The following is a 17,886-nucleotide window of genomic DNA, read 5'->3' as shown; positions in this document are numbered from 1 at the left end:
ACCGCGCCCCGGACCGCCGTATCCCGGGCCGCCGACCGGCACGCCGTGCCCAGGGTCCGGCCGCGCGGCGAGCGCTCCCCGCTCGCCTCGGTCGCCCTGCACCTGACCCTGATCATCGCGTCGGTGATCGCGGTCTTCCCGGTGCTGTGGGTCCTGCTGACCTCGCTGAAGCCCGCCAAGTACGCGACGACCACGGACTTCTTCCGCGAGACGACCTTCGTCAACTACACCAACCTGATCCGGGACACCGAGTTCCTGCGCTGGTTCGCCAACTCCGTGATCGTCGCCGGGTTCTCCACCGTCCTTGGCGTCTTCGTCGCCGCCACCACCGGCTACGCCGTCAGCCGCTTCCGCTTCCCCGGCAAGCGCGGGCTGATGTGGACGCTGCTGATCACCCAGATGTTCCCGGTGGCCGTCCTCATCGTGCCGATCTACACGATCATGTCGAACCTGGGGCTGCTGAACCAGCCCGCCGGTCTCGTCATCACCTACCTCACCATCTCGGTGCCGTTCTGCGCCTGGATGATGAAGGGCTTCTTCGACACCATCCCGCGCGAGATCGACGAGTCGGGCGAGGTCGACGGCCTCACCCCGTTCGGCACCTTCTGGCGGCTGATCCTGCCGCTGGCCAAGCCGGGCCTCGCGGTCACCGCGTTCTACTCCTTCATCACCGCCTGGGGCGAAGTGGCGTACGCCTCCGCCTTCCTGGTCGGTGACGAGAACCTGACGCTCGCCGGCGGGCTCCAGAAGTTCGTCAACCAGTACGGCGCGCAGTGGGGCCCGATGACCGCGGCCTCCGTGCTCATCGCCATCCCGGCCGCCCTGGTGTTCCTGTTCGCGCAGAAGCACCTGGTCACCGGCGTCTCCGCCGGAGCCGTCAAGGGCTGACGACCTCCGGACGCCAGCACCCGCACGCACCACCGCAACTGTCACGGCGGCGCCGGAAACCCCGACCCGGCCACCGGCGCCGCTCCCCACCCAGACACCCCAGGGACGACATGACCCAGCACCTCGCTGCCCCCTCCACCGGCACGTCCGACGACGCCCCGGGCCACCGCACCGGCTGGTGGCAGGACGCGGTGATCTACCAGGTCTATCCGCGGAGCTTCGCCGACGGCAACGGCGACGGCATGGGCGACCTCGCCGGCGTCACCGCCCGCCTGCCCTACCTGAGGGACCTCGGCGTCGACGCGGTCTGGCTCTCCCCCTTCTACGCCTCCCCGCAGGCCGACGCCGGGTACGACGTCGCGGACTACCGGGCCATCGACCCGATGTTCGGCACCCTGCTGGACGCCGACGCGCTGATCCGCGAGGCGCACGGCCTGGGCCTGCGCATCATCGTCGACCTGGTCCCCAACCACTCCTCCGACCAGCACGAGTGGTTCAAGCGCGCCCTGGCCGAGGGCCCCGGCTCCGCCCTGCGTGAGCGCTACCACTTCCGCCCCGGAAAGGGCGCGGACGGCGAACTCCCGCCCAACGACTGGGAGTCCATCTTCGGCGGCCCCGCCTGGACCCGTACGACGAACCCGGACGGGACCCCGGGCGACTGGTATCTCCACCTCTTCGCCCCCGAGCAGCCCGACTTCAACTGGGAGCACCCGGCCGTCGCCGACGAGTTCCGCTCCATCCTGCGCTTCTGGCTCGACATGGGCGTCGACGGCTTCCGCGTCGACGTCGCCCACGGCCTCGTCAAGGCGGACGGTCTGCCCGACCTCGGCTCCCACGACCAGCTCAAGCTGCTCGGCAACGACGTCATGCCGTTCTTCGACCAGGACGGCGTGCACGCGATCTACCGCAGCTGGCGCACCATCCTGGACGAGTACCCGGACGCGATGGGGCCCGGAGGGCCTTCCTCGGACGGGCGGCGGGTGACGGGCGGGCGCATCGCCGTGGCCGAGGCGTGGACGCCGACCGTCGAGCGCACCGCCAACTACGTGCGCCCCGACGAGATGCACCAGGCGTTCAACTTCCAGTACCTGGCGACCGCCTGGGACGCCGAGGAGCTCCGCAGGGTCATCGACGTCTCGCTGGACGCGATGCGCCCGGTCGGGGCCCCCGCCACCTGGGTCCTGTCCAACCACGACGTCACCCGGCACACCACCCGGTTCGGGAACCCGGCGGGCCTGGGCACCCAGATCCGTACCCCCGGCGACCGTGAACTCGGCCTGCGCCGGGCCCGCGCCGCCACCCTGCTGATGCTCGCCCTGCCCGGCTCGGCCTACGTCTACCAGGGCGAGGAGCTCGGCCTGCCCGACGTCACCGACCTGCCCGACGAAGCACGCCAGGACCCGTCCTTCTTCCGCGCCGCCGGCCAGGACGGCTTCCGCGACGGCTGCCGCGTCCCGATCCCCTGGAACCGTGAGGGAACGTCGTACGGATTCGGCGACGGCGGCAGCTGGCTCCCGCAGCCCGCCGGCTGGGGCGAGCTCTCCGTCGAGGCGCAGACCGGCGTGGCGGGCTCCACGCTGGAGCTGTACCGGGCCGCGATCGCCGCCCGCCGCGAGCACCCGGGCCTCGGCGCGGGCACGGACGTGGAGTGGCTGGACGGCCCCGAGGGCGTCCTCGTCCTCGCCCGCCCCGGCTTCGTCTGCACCGTCAACACCACCGCCGCCCCCGTCCGCATCGCCGCCCGCGGCCGGGTGCTGCTCGCCAGCTCCCCGGTCACCGTGGACGGCGCGGAGATGGAGCTGCCCGCCGACACCACGGTGTGGTGGACGGTGTGACACTGCCCGCACCCAGGACCACGGCAGCCCCCCGCCTCTCCGACATCGCCGGCCAGGCGGCGGTCAGCGAGGCGACGGTCAGTCGGGTCCTGAACGGGAAGCAGGGCGTCGCGGACACCACGCGTCAGCGGGTGCTCGCGGCGCTCGACATCCTGGGCTACGAGCGGCCGCTGCGGCTGCGGCAGCGCAGCGCCGGACTGATCGGCCTGGTGACGCCCGAACTCACCAACCCGATCTTCCCGGCGTTCGCGCAGTCCGTCGAACAGGTGCTGGCCGGACACGGCTACACCCCCGTGCTCTGCACTCAACTCCCGGGCGGGGCGACGGAGGACGAGCTCGTCGAACAGCTCGTGGAGCGGGGCGTCGGGGGCATCGTCTTCCTGTCCGGGCTGCACGCCGACACCTCGGCCGACCCGGCGCGGTACGCCGCGCTCACCGAGCGCGGTGTCCCGTTCGTCCTGATCAACGGCTACAACGAGCGGATCAGCGCCCCGTTCGTGTCACCCGATGACAACGCTGCCGTACGGATGGCGGTGAGCCATCTCGCGGACCTCGGCCACCGCCGGATCGGCCTGGCCATCGGCCCGCAGCGGTACGTCCCCTCGCGCCGCAAACGCGACGGGTTCGTGGAGGCGGCCGTCTCCCTGCTCGGCATGGACCGCTCCGAAGCCGAACTCCTCGTCTGCTCCACCCTGTTCGGCGTCGAGGGCGGCCAGGTGGCGGCGGGCGCGCTGCTGGACGCCGGGTGCACCGGCATCGTCTGCGGCAGCGACCTGATGGCCCTCGGCGTGGTCCGTACGGCCCGGGGGAGGGGGCTCGACGTCCCGCGCGACGTCTCGGTCGTCGGCTTCGACGACTCGCAGCTCATCGCCTTCACCGACCCGCCGCTGACCACGGTGCGCCAGCCCGTCCAGGCGATGGCCGCGGCGGCGGTGGGCGCGCTCCTGGAGGAGATCGGCGGGAGCCCGGTGCAGCGCACCGAGTACGTCTTCCAGCCGGAGCTGGTGGTACGGGGCTCGACGGCTGCGGTACGGGGCGGCTGAGCCGGTACGGGGCGGTGCCGGCCGGTACGGAAGCGGGCCGGGGCAGGGGCGGGTCCGGGTCCGGAGGGGGGACCCGGACCATGGCGTCCAGGGCGGCCAGCTCCGCCCGGTGCGGGGCCAGTGGGGAATCCGGGGTGTCCGCGGCGGACCGGACCGTCTCCGTCTCGTCGGCGGTCGGCCCGGGGGCGAATCCCTCCGCCCAGAGGTCGTGCGCGACGACGTCGCCCCCTCGCTCGCCGCCCCTTATGTCCAGCGGTCCGCGACGCGGCGGGCGGACAGAGCTGTTGAAGAGGTCCGCCACGTACAGGAGAGGCGCCCGGGAGTCGGCCCAGGAAGGGCCGGCGGGGAGTTGCAGCGACTCCCGGGCGCCTCTGGTGTACGTGACCGGCCCGGCCGGCCGGGCGCGTGCATACGGCCGACCGGACCGGAGTCGGATGAAACGTAACAGGCCCGCAATATCTTGCGAAAGACCTTGCAGCAAGAAACCGCGAAGAAAAACGGCTTGTTTCATGGATGTGAGCGCGGGATGTCCAAAGGGTTGACCAGTTCCTGACGGCCTCGTACGGTCTGCTCCGCGGCAAGGTTTGCATTCTTGCAGCAAGAACCTTCAGGAGCCTTGAGGGCATGGCGCGTTGCCGGCTGAGGCTGCACCGTCACCCGCGTTTCCCCCACCCCGCAGGAGGAAAGACATGGCACGCAGATCCCCGTCCGCGGCGCTCGCCCTCGCGGCCGGCGTCGTCGCCGCCTTCGTCATCCCCACCGGATTCGGCGCCGCGTCCCCCGCGCGGGCCGCCGCTCCGGGCGACAAGGACGTCACCGCCGTGCTGTTCGAGTGGAAGTTCGCCTCCATAGCCAGGGCCTGCACGGACACGCTCGGTCCGGCGGGCTACGGATACGTCCAGGTCTCACCGCCCCAGGAGCACATCCAGGGCGGCCAGTGGTGGACGTCGTACCAGCCCGTCAGCTACAAGATCGCCGGTCGTCTCGGTGACCGGGCCGCCTTCTCCGCCATGGTGAACACGTGTCACTCGGCCGGGGTCAAGGTCATCGCGGACTCCGTCATCAACCACATGGCGGCGGGCAACGGCACGGGCACCGGCGGCTCGTCGTACACGAAGTACGACTACCCGGGGCTCTACTCCGGCAATGACATGGACGACTGCCGCGCCCAGATCACCAACTACAACGACCGCGCCAACGTCCAGAACTGCGAACTGGTCGGCCTGGCCGACCTGGACACCGGCGAGGACTACGTACGCGGCAAGATCGCCGGCTACCTCAACGACCTGCTCTCGCTCGGCGTCGATGGCTTCCGGATCGACGCGGCCAAGCACATGCCCGCCGCCGACCTCGCTGACATCAAGACCCGGCTCACCAACCCGAACGTCTACTGGAAGCACGAGGCGATCCACGGGGCCGGTGAGGCCGTCTCACCCTCCGAGTACCTCGGCAGCGGAGACGTCCAGGAGTTCCGTTACGGGCGGAGCCTGAAGCAGGTCTTCCTCAACGAGAACCTGGCCCACCTGAAGAACTTCGGCGAGGGCTGGGGCTTCATGGAGTCCGGCAAGTCCGCCGTCTTCGTCGACAACCACGACACCGAGCGCGGCGGCGACACCCTCAACTACAGACACGGCTCCGCCTACACCCTCGCCAACGTCTTCATGCTGGCCTGGCCCTACGGCTCCCCGGACGTCCACTCCGGCTACGAGTTCAGCAACCACGACGCCGGACCGCCCAACGGCGGCCAGGTGAACGCCTGTTACAGCGACGGCTGGAAGTGCCAGCACGACTGGCGCGAGATCTCCTCCATGGTCGGCTTCCGCAACGCGGCACGCGGCCAGGCCGTCACCCACTGGTGGGACAACGGCGGCGACCAGATCGCCTTCGGCCGGGGCAACAAGGCGTACGTGGCCATCAACCACGAGGGCTCCTCGCTGACCCGGACCTTCCAGACCTCGCTGCCGGCCGGTGACTACTGCGACGTGCAGAGCGGCCGGGGTGTCACGGTCAACGGCTCCGGCCAGTTCACCGCCACGCTCGGCGCCGGTACGGCGGTGGCCCTGCACGCCAATGCCCGTACGTGCTCCGGTGGCGGCGGCTCCAACCCCGACCCGGGCCCCGGCAACGGCCGGTCCGGCGCCTCCTTCGGCGTCAACGCCACCACCCAGCTCGGCCAGAACATCCACGTCACCGGCGACCAGGCGGCCCTCGGCAACTGGAACCCGGCGAACGCGCCGAAGCTCGACCCGGCCGCGTACCCCGTGTGGAAGCTGGACGTGAACCTGCCCGCCGGGACGTCGTTCGCGTACAAGTACGTCCGCAAGGACGCGAGCGGCAACGTCACCTGGGAGAGCGGCGCCAACCGCACCGCCACCGTCCCGTCCTCCGGGAAGGTCACGCTGACCGCCGACGTGTGGCGCGGCTGACCTCTTGATGAACCCGCGGGCCGGCGGCCTCGGTCGCCGGCCCGCGGCCCACCCTCCTGACACCAGCCGAGGAGCACCCTCCCGTGTCCCGAACCACCACCCTCGGGCGAGGGGTCGCCGCCGCGCTCTGCGCCGCGCTGCTGCCCCTCGTCCCGGCGGCCACCGCCGCCGCGTCGCCCCGACCACCCGCCCCGCCATCGGACGCGAAGCTCGCGCGCGAGGCGGCCCGGCACGACCTCACGCGGGAGCAGTTCTACTTCGTGCTGCCGGACCGGTTCGCCAACGGATCCACCGCCAACGACCGCGGCGGGCTCAAGGGTTCACGCCTGGAGCACGGCTTCGACCCCACCGACAAGGGGTTCTACCAGGGCGGCGACCTCAAGGGCCTCACCCAGAAGCTCGACTACATCAAGGGCCTCGGCACCACCGCGATCTGGCTGGCCCCGATCTTCAAGAACCGGCCCGTCCAGGGCGCCGGCAAGGACGCCTCGGCCGGCTACCACGGCTACTGGATCACCGACTTCACCCAGGTCGACCCGCACTTCGGCACCAACGCCGACCTGGAGAAGCTGATCGACAAGGCCCACGCCAAGGGCATGAAGGTCTTCTTCGACGTCATCACCAACCACACCGCCGACACCGTCGACTACGCGGAGAAGACCTACGGCTACAAGCCCAAGGGCGCCTTCCCCTACCTCGACAGGACCGGCCGCCCCTTCGACGACCGGGACGGCGTCAAGAAGGTGGACGAGGACTCCTTCCCGTACACCCCGGTGAAGACGCCGAACACCGGCAAGAAGGTCCCGTCCTGGCTCAACGACCCGGCCATGTACCACAATCGGGGCGACTCGACCTGGGCCGGCGAGTCCAACGAGTACGGCGACTTCTCCGGGCTCGACGACCTGTGGACCGAGCGTCCCGAGGTCGTGAAGGGCATGGAGAAGATCTACGAGAAGTGGGTCCGCGACTTCGACATCGACGGGTTCCGCATCGACACCGTCAAGCATGTGGACCTGGACTTCTGGACCCAGTGGGCCACCGCGCTCGACGCGTACGCGGCGAAGCGCGGCCGGGACGACTTCTTCATGTTCGGTGAGGTCTACTCCGCCGACCCGGCGATCACCTCGCCCTACGTCACCCGGGGCCGGCTGGACTCGACGCTGGACTTCCCCTTCCAGGAGGCCGCCCGGCAGTTCGCCTCCCAGGGCGCTCCGGCCGCGCGGCTCGCCTCGGTGTACGGCGACGACTACCGCTACACCACCGACAAGGCCAACGCCTACGAGCAGGTCACCTTCCTCGGCAACCACGACATGGGCCGCATCGGGACCTTCCTCAAGCAGGACAACCCGGACGCCGATGACGCGGAGCTGCTGAAGCGGGCCCGGCTCGCCAACGAGCTGATGTTCCTCGGCCGGGGCAACCCGGTGATCTACTACGGCGACGAGCAGGGCTTCACCGGAGCGGGCGGCGACAAGGACGCCCGCCAGACCCTCTTCGCCTCGAAGACCGCCGACTACCTGGACGACGACCAGCTCGGCACCGACCGCACCCACGCCTCGGACGCGTACGACGCCGGGCACCCGGTCTACCGCTCCATCGCCGGGCTCTCGAAGCTCACCAAGGACCACCCGGCGCTGCGGGACGGTGTGCAGAGCGAGCGGTACGCGCAGGGCTCGGTGTACGCCACCTCGCGCATCGACGCCGAGCGGCCCCACGAGTACCTGGTCGCCTCCAACAACGCGCGCGCCCCGAAGGAGGTCCGGCTGGCCACCGAGTCGGCCGGGATGAACTTCCGTACGCTCTACGGTGGTTCCGGCACGGTCCGCAGCGGTACGGACAAGAAGGTCACGGTCACCGTGCCCGCCCTCTCCAGCGTCGTGCTGCGGGCGGACAAGCCGCTCGGTGCACCCGCCGCCAAGCCGGCGATCGCGCTGAAGGCCCCGGCCGCCGGAGCCACCGGCACCGTCGAGATCTCCGCCGACGTGGACGGCGGCCAGCTCAACCGGGTCGTCTTCGCCGCCCAGGCGGGCAACGGGAAGTGGCAGACGCTCGGTTCGGCCGACCACGCCCCGTACAAGGTGACGCAGTACCTCGACGCGTCGGTGAAGGCGGGAACGCCCCTGCGCTACAAGGCCGTTGTCGTGGACCGGGCGGGCCGCACCTCCAGCGCCCTCGCCGCGACCACCGCAGGACAGGCCCCGCCGACGCCGAAGCCCGTCGCCGTCGAGCGCGACCGGGCCGTCGTCCACTACCACCGCCCGGACGGCGACTACGCGGGCTGGCAGCTCAAGTCCGGTGACAGGACTGCCGACTTCATCGGGCGGGACGCGTTCGGCGCGTTCGCCTGGGTCGACCTGGCGGAGGGCACGGGCTCCCTCCCGTACACCGTCGAGAAGAACGGTGCGGCCGACGGACCGGAGCGGACCATCGACCTCTCCGCGGCTGGGCAGGTCTGGATCGAGCAGGGCGAGGACGAGCAGGCGGTCGAGGCCCCCGAGGCCCCGCCGCAGGACACCACGAAAGCCGTCCTCAACTACCACCGCCCGGACGGGAATTACGAGGGCTGGGGGCTGCACGCCTGGACCGGGGCCAAGGAGCCCACCGACTGGGCCAAGCCGCTGATGCCGGTCAGGAAGGACGCCTACGGGGTCACCTTCGAGGTGCCGCTCGTCGACGGGGCCACCTCGCTCAGCTACATCCTGCACAAGGGCGACGAGAAGGACCTCCCCAGCGACCAGTCCCTCGACCTTGCCACGTACGGCCACGAGGTCTGGATGCTCGGCGGTAAGTCCGGCTATCTGCTCCCGCAGATCGGCGGCGGGGCCGCCCCCGACCTCGGCAAGGCCGAGGCGCAGTGGATCGACGCCGACACCGTGGTCTGGAAGGTGAAGACCACCGACGCCACCAGCCAGCAACTCGTGTACGCGAAGAAGGGCGGCATCTCCGTCGTCGACGGGGCGCTCTCCGACGAGGGCCAGTGGCTGCGGCTCGCCCCGGCCGCGCTCAGTGACGCGCAGAAGGCCGAGCACCCGCACCTGAAGGACTATCCGGCCTTCACCGTCGACGCCCGCGACCGGGACCGCGTCCGGGAGTCCCTGCGCGGCCAGCTCATCGCCACCCAGCGCGCCGCCAACGGCGCCCTGCTCGCCGCCACCGGCGTACAGACGGCGGGCGTCCTGGACGACCTGTACGGGAAGAACGCGGCCTCGGCCCGACTCGGCCCGGTCTTCCGCGGGGACACCCCCACGCTCTCCGTCTGGGCCCCGACCGCCCAGGCCGTCGCCCTCGAACTCGACGGCCGTGCCCACCCGATGAAGCGCGACGACCGCACCGGCGTCTGGTCGGTCACCGGCAGGAAGGACTGGCGGGGCAAGCCCTACCGGTACGCCGTCACCGTCTGGGCTCCCACCGTCCAGAAGCTGGTCACCAACAAGGTCACCGACCCCTACTCCACCGCCCTGACCGCCGACTCCGCCCGCAGCCTCGTCGTCGACCTCACCGACCCGAAGCTCGCGCCGCGCGGCTGGTCCGCCCTGAAGAAGCCCGCCGCCACCCCGCTGCGGGACGCCCAGATCCAGGAGCTGCACGTCCGGGACTTCTCCATCACGGACCGCACGGCGAAGCACCCGGGGGAGTACCTGGCCTTCACCGACACCCGCTCGGCCGGCATGAAGCACCTGAGGAAGCTCGCGGACTCCGGCACCAGCCACGTCCACCTGCTGCCCGTCTTCGACATCGGGACGATCCCCGAGAAGAAGGCCGATCAGCGAAAGCCCGCGTGCGACCTGCCCGCCCACGCCCCCGACTCCGAGGAGCAGCAGGACTGCGTCAGCGAGGTCGCCGCCGAGGACGGCTTCAACTGGGGCTACGACCCGCTCCACTACACCGTCCCCGAGGGCTCGTACGCCTCCGACCCCGACGGCACGCGGCGCACGGTCGAGTTCCGGCAGATGGTCCAGGGCCTCAACGGGGCCGGGCTGCGCACGGTCATGGACGTCGTCTACAACCACACCGTCGCCTCCGGGCAGGACGACAAGTCGGTCCTCGACAAGATCGTGCCCGGCTACTACCAGCGGCTCCTGGACGACGGCTCCGTCGCCACCTCCACCTGCTGCGCCAACACCGCGCCCGAGAACACCATGATGGGCAAGCTCGTCGTGGACTCGGTCGTCACCTGGGCGAAGGACTACAAGGTCGACGGCTTCCGCTTCGACCTGATGGGCCACCACCCCAAGGACAACATCCTGGAGGTCCGCAAGGCGCTCGACCGGCTCACGCCCGCCAAGGACGGCGTGGACGGGAAGAAGATCATCCTGTACGGGGAGGGCTGGAACTTCGGCGAGGTCGCGGACGACGCCCGGTTCGTCCAGGCCACCCAGAAGAACATGGCCGGCACCGGCGTCGCCACCTTCTCCGACCGGGCCCGCGACGCCGTGCGCGGCGGCGGCCCCTTCGACGAGGACCCCGGCGTCCAGGGCTTCGCCTCCGGCCTCTACACCGACCCCAACTCCTCCCCGGCCAACGGCGCCCGCGCCGAGCAGAAGGCCCGGCTGCTGCACTACCAGGACCTGATCAAGGTCGGCCTCAGCGGCAACCTCGCCGACTACACCTTCACCGACGCCTCCGGCCGCAGGGTCAAGGGCTCGGACGTCGACTACAACGGGGCCCCCGCCGGATACGCGGCCGCCCCCGGCGACGCGCTGGCCTACTCCGACGCCCACGACAACGAGACGCTGTTCGACGCCCTCGCCTTCAAGCTCCCGGCCGGCACGACGGCCGCCGAACGGGCCAGGGCCCAGGTGGTCGCGATGGCCGCCTCCGTCCTCTCCCAGGGGCCCTCGCTCTCCCAGGCGGGCACCGACCTGCTGCGCTCCAAGTCGCTGGACCGCAACTCCTACGACAGCGGCGACTGGTTCAACGCCCTGCACTGGGACTGCCGCGACGGCAACGGCTTCGGCCGGGGACTGCCGCCGGCCGCCGACAACCGGGACAAGTGGTCCTACGCGAAGCCGCTGTTGACGGCCTCCGCCACGATCGCCCCCCGGTGCGCCCAGATCGAGGGCGCTTCGGCCGCCTACCGCGATCTGCTCACCATCCGTACGACGGAGAAGGAGTTCTCGCTCTCCACCACCGGCCAGGTGCAGTCCGCCCTGTCCTTCCCGCTCTCCGGCCCGGCCGAGACCCCCGGCGTGATCACCATGCGCCTCGGCAAGCTCGCCGTCGTCCTCAACGCCACCCCCGACACCGCTGCCCAGCGGCTCGCCGCCCCGGCGGGCACGACGTACGCCCTGCACCCGGTCCAGGCCAAGGGTGCGGATCCTACGGTCAAACGAGCCAGGTACGACGGGAAATCAGCCACTTTCACCGTACCGGGACGCACGGCGGCGGTCTTCTCCCTGCGCTGACGCCGACCGGCACTACGGTGTCGGCAGACGTCGGCGAAGGAGCCGCGACAGCCGTCCTGGTCCACCCGGCCGGTCCCGCTTCCCCCCTGGAGGGGAGGCGGGACCGGCCCGGTTCGTGCGGCAGGAGTTTCGCCCGGGGCGGGCCGGCTCACCGGCGCCCTCTGCCCCAGCGTGCCGGACGGTGATGATGACCAAGGTGGGATTCCTTCCCGAGGAGACGAGCAGCTTCGTCGGGAGGCGGGCCGAACTGGCCCGGCTGGACACCGCGTTGGCCACACGGCGGATGACCACCCTGATCGGGCCCGGCGGCGTCGGCAAGACCCGGCTCGCCGTCCGGGCCGCCCGCGCCGCCGCCGACCGCTACCCGGACGGCGCCTGGTGGGCCGACCTCTCCCCGCTCTACGACGACGGGTTGCTGCTCCCCACCGTCTCGGACGCGGTCGGGCTCGCGGACCACACCCTGCGGATGCCCGTCGAGGCGCTCTGCGAATGGCTCAGCGACAAGCGCCTCCTGCTGGTCCTCGACTCCGCCGAACACCTGCGCGCCGCCTGCTCCCACCTGCTGGCCGAGCTCCTCACCACCTCGCCCGGCCTCACCGTCCTGGTCACCAGCCGGCAGCCGCTCGGCACCCGGGGCGAGCACGTCGTACGCATCCAGCCGCTGCCGGTCGACGGCGCGCCCGACGCGCTGCGGCTCTTCGAGGACCGGCTGCGCGCGGGCGACCCCCGGGCGGGCCTGGACGCGCCGGGGGACCGGGCGGCCGCCGCCGACATCTGCCGCCGCCTCGAAGGCATCCCGCTCGCCATCGAACTCGCCGCCGCGGGCATCGGCCGCCACACCGTGGCCCAGCTCGCCACCCGCATCGGGACCCGCTTCGACGCCCCGGTCGACGCCGAGGACCTCACCGCCTCCCGCCTCGACCTCCTCGCCGACGACACCCTCTGGCCCCGCCGCCACCGCACCCTGCGCACCACGATCGGCTGGAGCCACGAGCTCTGCACCCCGCTGGAGCGGCTCCTGTGGGCCCGCCTGACCCTGCTGCGCACGGACTTCGACGAGGAGGTCGCCCGCGAGGTCTGCACCGGGGGGCCGCTCACCCCGCAGGAGGTGGACCGGGCGCTGCAAGGGCTCGTCGCCCAGTCCGTCGTCCAGCGCGACGGCCCCCGCTACCGGATGCTCGACACCCTGCGCGAGTACGGCCGCATGTGGCTCACCGAACTCGGCGAGGAGCGGGCCGCCGCCGACCGGCACGCCGCCAGCTTCCTGGGCCTGGCCCGCCGGGCCCACGACGGCTGGACCGGCCCCGACCAGATCTCCTGGTACCACAAGATCGCCGACACCCACCTGGACCTGTGCGCCGCCCTGGACCACCTGCTCGCCCGCGATGTGGCGGCGGCCCAGGAGATGGCGGGCCGCGTCGGCTTCTTCTGGGCGTGCTGCGGCCATCTGTCCGAGGCGCGCGGCTACGCCCAACGGGCCCTGGACGCAGGCCCGGTGGACGGCCCGCACCGGACCCGGCTGCAATGGGTGCTGGGTGTCGCGGCCCTGCTCCAGGGGGACTTCACGACCGCCGAGAAGTACGGGGCGCTCTGCACGGCCGTCGCGCTGTACGACCGGGACGACGAGGGGATGCTCGGCGCGGCCTACCTTTCCGGCCTCACCCAGCTGATGACGGGGGAGCCCGCGGCGGCGCTGGAGGCGGCGGAGCGGGTGCTGCGGATGACGGGGGCGGCGACCGACACCGCCGCTGCCGGGACGACGCCGGCGGAAGGGGCCGAGGCCGAGGCGGCTCCGGTCGACGCGGTTCACGCCGACACGGCTCCGGTCGAGGTAGCCCCGGTCGACGCGACTTCGGCGGACGCGGCTCCGGTCGAGGTAGCCCCGGTCGACGCGGTTCACGCCGAGCCGACCCCGGTCGACGCCGGTGAGGCCGCCGCCGCCGACCGGACCGCCGCCGAGTCCGCCCACCGGCTGCGCTGCCGCCTGGTCACCGTCTTCGCGCTCACCGCCCTGGGCCGGCTCACCGAGTCCGGGCGGGCCGCGACCGAGCTGCGCCGGTCCTGCGAGCGGAGCGGCGAGTACTGGACCCGCTCCTACGCCGACTACCAGCTCGCCCTGATCGCCCTGCTCCAGGGCCGCCCGGAAGCCTCCGCCGCGCACGCCCGGGCGATGCTCGCGGGCAAGCACCGGCTCCGCGACAGCTTCGGCATCGCGCTGGGCCTGGACATCCTGGCCGCCGCCATCGCCGCCCAGGGCGAGGGGGCCCGGGCGGCCAGGGTCTACGGCACCGGACACGCGTACTGGCGGATGGTCGGCCACCCCCAGCGCGGTACGCCGGAGCTGGGGGCGGTCCGCGAGACCTGCGAGCTCCAGGCCCGGGCCGCGGTCGGCGACGAGGTCTACCAGCGCGCCTTCGAGCGCGGCCAGACGGACAACGCGGAGGTCGGCCTCGCCGCGGCGCTGCACAGCGGACTCCCGCTCCGGGGGACCCGGGGAGGGTGATGCGTACGGACCGGTTCGGACGGCGGACTACCCTCGCCAACACGTCATGGGTTAGGTTAGGCATGCCTAAGTAACCACTTGGGTCCCCTGACCGCTTCTGGAGACTCGGATGCGTCCATTCAGCGCCCGTGCCACGCAGCCGACCCGCGCCGAGCGCGTTCGGTCGATCCTCGTCGTCGCCCATTCGATGACGGTGGTGAGCGACGGCGTGCAGACCGAAGTCCGCCGCCTGGACGGCACCGGGGCGATGGGCCACATCCACCTGCACGCCCCCACCGAGGGCGGTCACGCGCCGGCCGGCCAACGGGTCCCGGCCCGCCTGGAGTTCACGGACATCGCCCCCACTCCCGTACGCGACCGGCTGCGCGCCCGGGTCACGGTGACCGGGCTGCTGGCGGCCCCGTACAGCACCGACGCCGAGAGCTCCACCTGCATGGAGTTCGGCCAGGCGGTCCTGGAGGACGCCGAGGGCCGCACGTTCACCACGCTCGAAGAGCTGGAGCAGACGGAGACCGACCCGGTCGCCGCGTGCGAGGCGGGCATGCTGACGCACCTGCTCGACGACCACAGCGAGCTCGTCCCGCTGCTGCTGCGCCTGGTCCGCCCGCTCCCGGACCGGGGGATGGTCCGAGCCCTGCCCCTGGCGATGGACCGCTACGGCGTGACCCTGCGCCTGGAGTACCCGAGCACCCACCGCGACGTGCGGCTCCCGTTCCCGAAGCCGGTGACCGACATCGACCAGGCGGGCCCCCAGATCCACGCCCTCCTGGCCGCCGCCCGCCGGGTCTCCCACCGCAACGGCCTGCTGACCTGAGCCGCCCCGAGTGAGGGCCATCCCGCAGGCGCACCCGGGAAGCGGCCCGGAGCGGGGGATGAGGAGATGGGGATAGGGTCCTGCGGTGAACGGCGCGCCCACCGGGCGAACCCGCACACCGGACCTCGCCGCCCCTCACCCCCTCACATCGGAGGCGCCGTGTCGCTGCGCATCACCCCGCTGACGGACCCCGCAGACGGGGCGTACGGCCGGCGTCTCGCCTGGCTGGCGTCCGATGCCGATTCCATCCCGGTCGGGACGGCCTTCCTGCGCCTGTTCATCGACCCCGGACAGGCCCACCTGGCGGAACTGAGCCTCCAGGTCCACCCCGTGGAGCGACGCAAGCGCATAGCCACCCGGCTTCTCGAAGCCGCCGTGGCCGCCGCCCGGGACGACGGCCGACGCTGCGTCGTCGCGCAGGCGGGGGCCGGATCGCCCGGCGACCGCTTCCTGGCGGCGCGCGGCTTCCGCAAGGTCCTCACCCTGCGGTTCTTCCGCTTGCCGCTGGCCGACGCGGACCCGGCGGCGCTCGACGCGATCGTCGAGCGCCCGCATCCCGGCTACCGGCTGACGTCATGGCGGGGGACCGTTCCCGACGAACTCGCCGCGACGTTCGCCGCGTCACGCCGCGCCATGGACGACATGCCCATGGACGACACCGACTACGGCACGGTGACCTGGGACGTCGACCGGGTCCGGGCCGCGGCGAAGGCCGTCGAGGCGCGCGGCGAGCAGTTGCACACCGTCGCGGCCGTCGACGCCTCCAACGGCTCGATCGCCGCGTTCACCGAACTGGTCGTCCCCGGCGACGGCACGGGCGACGGCCAGCACTACGGCACCGGCGTGCTGCCCGAGCACCGGGGACACGGCCTCGGCCGCTGGATGAAGGCCGAGTCGATCCGCCGGATCCGCGCGCACTGCCCGGAGCTCGGGGGCCTCCTGGCGGACACCGCCGACAGCAACACGCATATGAGACGCGTCAACGACAGCCTCGGATACGCGCCCACGCACACCACACACCAGCACCAGTTGGACCTGGACGGCGTCCGAACGGGCTGACCGCCTGAGGGGGGGAGCCGGGGGCTGTCGGGCGTCGCCCTCAAGGCATGCCCCCGGGCAGCCGCTGCGCCGGGACCGCCGGTACGTCCGGGGCCAGGGCGGACAGCCGGGCCAGCAGGTCCCCGAACGGGCCGTCCAGCGGCTCCTGGGAGAGCACCCGGAGCACGATGCCCGCCATCTCCTGGTCGTACGCGGCGCTGACGGCGGCCAGTGCCGCGAAGTCGTGCACCAGCTGCGTCTCCAGCTCGGCGCGCGGGATGCGCCGCCCGTCCAGCCAGATCAGCGCGGTCGACTCCGCGAGCGAGACCCAGGAGCGGACCACCAACTCCAGCCGGGCGGGCGGGACGTCCACCCCGAGATGCGCGATGATCTGCTCGTACGCGGCCTGCCGCACCCCGTCGATCATGGCGTTCGCCGTCGACGAGCCCACCGCCGGGCCGCCGCGCATCAGTGCGGAGAAGCCCGGGCCGTGCTCCTCGACGAAGTCGAAGAACCGCCCCATCACCCGCAACAGCCGCGCCCCCAGCGGCCCTTCGAGCGGCTCCAGGAAGCGGGTGGCCAGCTCGTCGGCCGCTCGCCGCAGCGCCGCCTCGTACAGGCTCTGCTTCCCGGGGAAGTAGTGGTAGACCAGCGGCCGTGAGATCCCTGCGGCGGCGGCGATCTCGTCGATCGACACATCCTCGGGAGAGCTCCGGCTGAACAAGTCCAGTGCCACGCCGATGAGTTGCTGTCTGCGCTCGTCGACGCCCATCCTGCGCCGTACCCCGGTCGTCATCCGGACAGCCTAACCGGGGCACGGGACGGAGGGCCCCGCAGGTCCGGGAGTCGGCATCCGCTACAGGTCCAGGACGAGACGCCCGCCCCGGCAGCGGGAGACGCAGATCAGCATCGAGTCGCCGCGCTCGTCGTCGGTCAGCAGCTCGTCGCGGTGGTCGATCTCACCTGCCAGGACGCGCTGTTGGCACGTACCGCAGAAGCCCTGCCCGCAGGAGTACGAGACATGGGGCAGCTCCTCGCGGACGGCCGCCAGCACCGACTGCCCGGCCGCGACCTGTACCGTACGGCCGCTGCGGTGCAACTCCACCTCGAACGCGCCGGATTCCGCCGCATCCGCCGTCGCGGCCGAGAACCGCTCCAGGTGCAGGGTGCAGCCCTCGGGGAGCGCGGCGGTGACGGCCGCCATCAGGGGCTCGGGGCCGCAGCAGTAGACCGCCGTGCCCGGGGCGATGCCCGCCAGCACGCCGGCGGTGTCCGGGTGACCCGTCTCGTCCTGGGCGACCACCGTGACCCGGCCGCCGTCCGCGCCGAGCTTCTCGACCTCGTCCAGGAACGGCATCGAGGCGCGGGACCGACCCCCGTACAGCAGACGCCAGTTCGCCCCCGAAGCGGCCAGCGACCGCAGCATCGGCAGGACCGGGGTGATGCCGATGCCGCCCGCGACGAAGACGTACGCCGGGGCCTCCACCAGCGGGAACCGGTTGCGCGGCCCCCGCACCTCGATCTCCGCGCCCTCCTGGAGCTGCTCGTGCACCTCGCGCGAGCCGCCCCGGCCGTCCGCCACCAGCCGGGTGGCGACCGTGTACGTGTCGGGGTCGTCCGGGTCGCCGCAGAGCGAGTACTGCCGCACCAGACCGGACGGCAGCACCAGGTCCAGATGGGCCCCGGGCTGCCAGCGCGGCAGCCCCGACCCTTCCAGGCGAAGCTGTACGACGCCCTCGGCGGCCAGGGTCCGTTCGGTGATCAGCAGCCGCCGGACGGTCGTCGGCCGCCGCTGCGAGTGGCCGGATATCGGCTCCGCCAGGGCGGGCATCGGCCACAGCGGGGACCGGGCGATCCGGCGGCGCAGCGCCCTCCGGGTGAGCAGGGCGGTACCGGCGACGAGGGCTACGGTGCGCAGACGGGGCAGGGCCATG

General features: G+C 72.2%; 10 protein-coding genes. 8 read left to right on the top strand and 2 right to left on the bottom strand.

All coding sequences use genetic code 11. From position 1 onward, the window contains the following. The first annotated feature begins 45 nt into the window (after positions 1-45). From ACLJPL_RS01040 to ACLJPL_RS01005, 8 genes are all read left to right on the top strand, one after another. Complete coding sequence (locus ACLJPL_RS01040) at positions 46-888, top strand: sugar ABC transporter permease (protein ID WP_411079427.1); 843 nt, start codon at positions 46-48, stop codon at positions 886-888. Between the two features lie 110 nt (positions 889-998). Beyond that, on the top strand, positions 999-2,723 hold the full coding sequence (locus ACLJPL_RS01035) for a glycoside hydrolase family 13 protein (RefSeq protein WP_411078718.1): 1,725 nt from the start codon (positions 999-1,001) through the stop codon (positions 2,721-2,723). Beyond that, positions 2,708-3,766 carry a LacI family DNA-binding transcriptional regulator gene (locus ACLJPL_RS01030; RefSeq protein WP_411078717.1) on the top strand — a complete coding sequence of 353 codons (1,059 nt, stop codon included), beginning with the start codon at positions 2,708-2,710 and terminating at the stop codon, positions 3,764-3,766. The genes ACLJPL_RS01035 and ACLJPL_RS01030 overlap by 16 nt, the downstream gene beginning before the upstream one ends. 689 nt (positions 3,767-4,455) lie before the next feature. After that, positions 4,456-6,192 carry a carbohydrate-binding module family 20 domain-containing protein gene (locus ACLJPL_RS01025; RefSeq protein ID WP_411078716.1) on the top strand — a complete coding sequence of 579 codons (1,737 nt, stop codon included), beginning with the start codon at positions 4,456-4,458 and terminating at the stop codon, positions 6,190-6,192. Between the two features lie 83 nt (positions 6,193-6,275). Then, on the top strand, positions 6,276-11,597 hold the full coding sequence (pulA, locus tag ACLJPL_RS01020) for a pullulanase-type alpha-1,6-glucosidase (RefSeq protein ID WP_411078715.1): 5,322 nt from the start codon (positions 6,276-6,278) through the stop codon (positions 11,595-11,597). Between the two features lie 196 nt (positions 11,598-11,793). After that, entirely contained in the window at positions 11,794-14,100 is a 2,307-nt protein-coding gene (locus tag ACLJPL_RS01015; RefSeq protein WP_411078714.1) for an ATP-binding protein, read from the top strand. Between the two features lie 109 nt (positions 14,101-14,209). Then, positions 14,210-14,914 (top strand): DUF2470 domain-containing protein, encoded by a 705-nt coding sequence (locus ACLJPL_RS01010; protein WP_411078713.1) that lies wholly within the window; start codon positions 14,210-14,212, stop codon positions 14,912-14,914. Positions 14,915-15,073: 159 nt separating this feature from the next. After that, positions 15,074-15,973: a GNAT family N-acetyltransferase gene (locus tag ACLJPL_RS01005; protein ID WP_411078712.1), complete on the top strand. Its 900-nt coding sequence runs from the start codon at positions 15,074-15,076 to the stop codon at positions 15,971-15,973. A 40-nt stretch (positions 15,974-16,013) separates the two neighbouring features. Here the strand turns inward: ACLJPL_RS01005 and ACLJPL_RS01000 are convergent, their stop codons facing one another. Together ACLJPL_RS01000 and ACLJPL_RS00995 are read right to left on the bottom strand one after the other, a co-directional pair. After that, positions 16,014-16,748: a TetR/AcrR family transcriptional regulator gene (locus ACLJPL_RS01000; protein ID WP_411078711.1), complete on the bottom strand. Its 735-nt coding sequence runs from the start codon at positions 16,746-16,748 to the stop codon at positions 16,014-16,016. 60 nt (positions 16,749-16,808) lie between these two features. After that, positions 16,809-17,885: a PDR/VanB family oxidoreductase gene (locus ACLJPL_RS00995; RefSeq protein WP_411078710.1), complete on the bottom strand. Its 1,077-nt coding sequence runs from the start codon at positions 17,883-17,885 to the stop codon at positions 16,809-16,811. Position 17,886: the final 1 nt, after the last annotated feature.

The organism is Streptomyces sp. cmx-18-6, assembly GCF_046548915.1.
In the GTDB taxonomy this organism is placed as follows: Bacteria; Actinomycetota; Actinomycetes; order Streptomycetales; family Streptomycetaceae; genus Streptomyces.
Note: the sequence above shows the minus strand (reverse complement) of the source record. Positions and strands in the feature narration are given on the sequence as shown.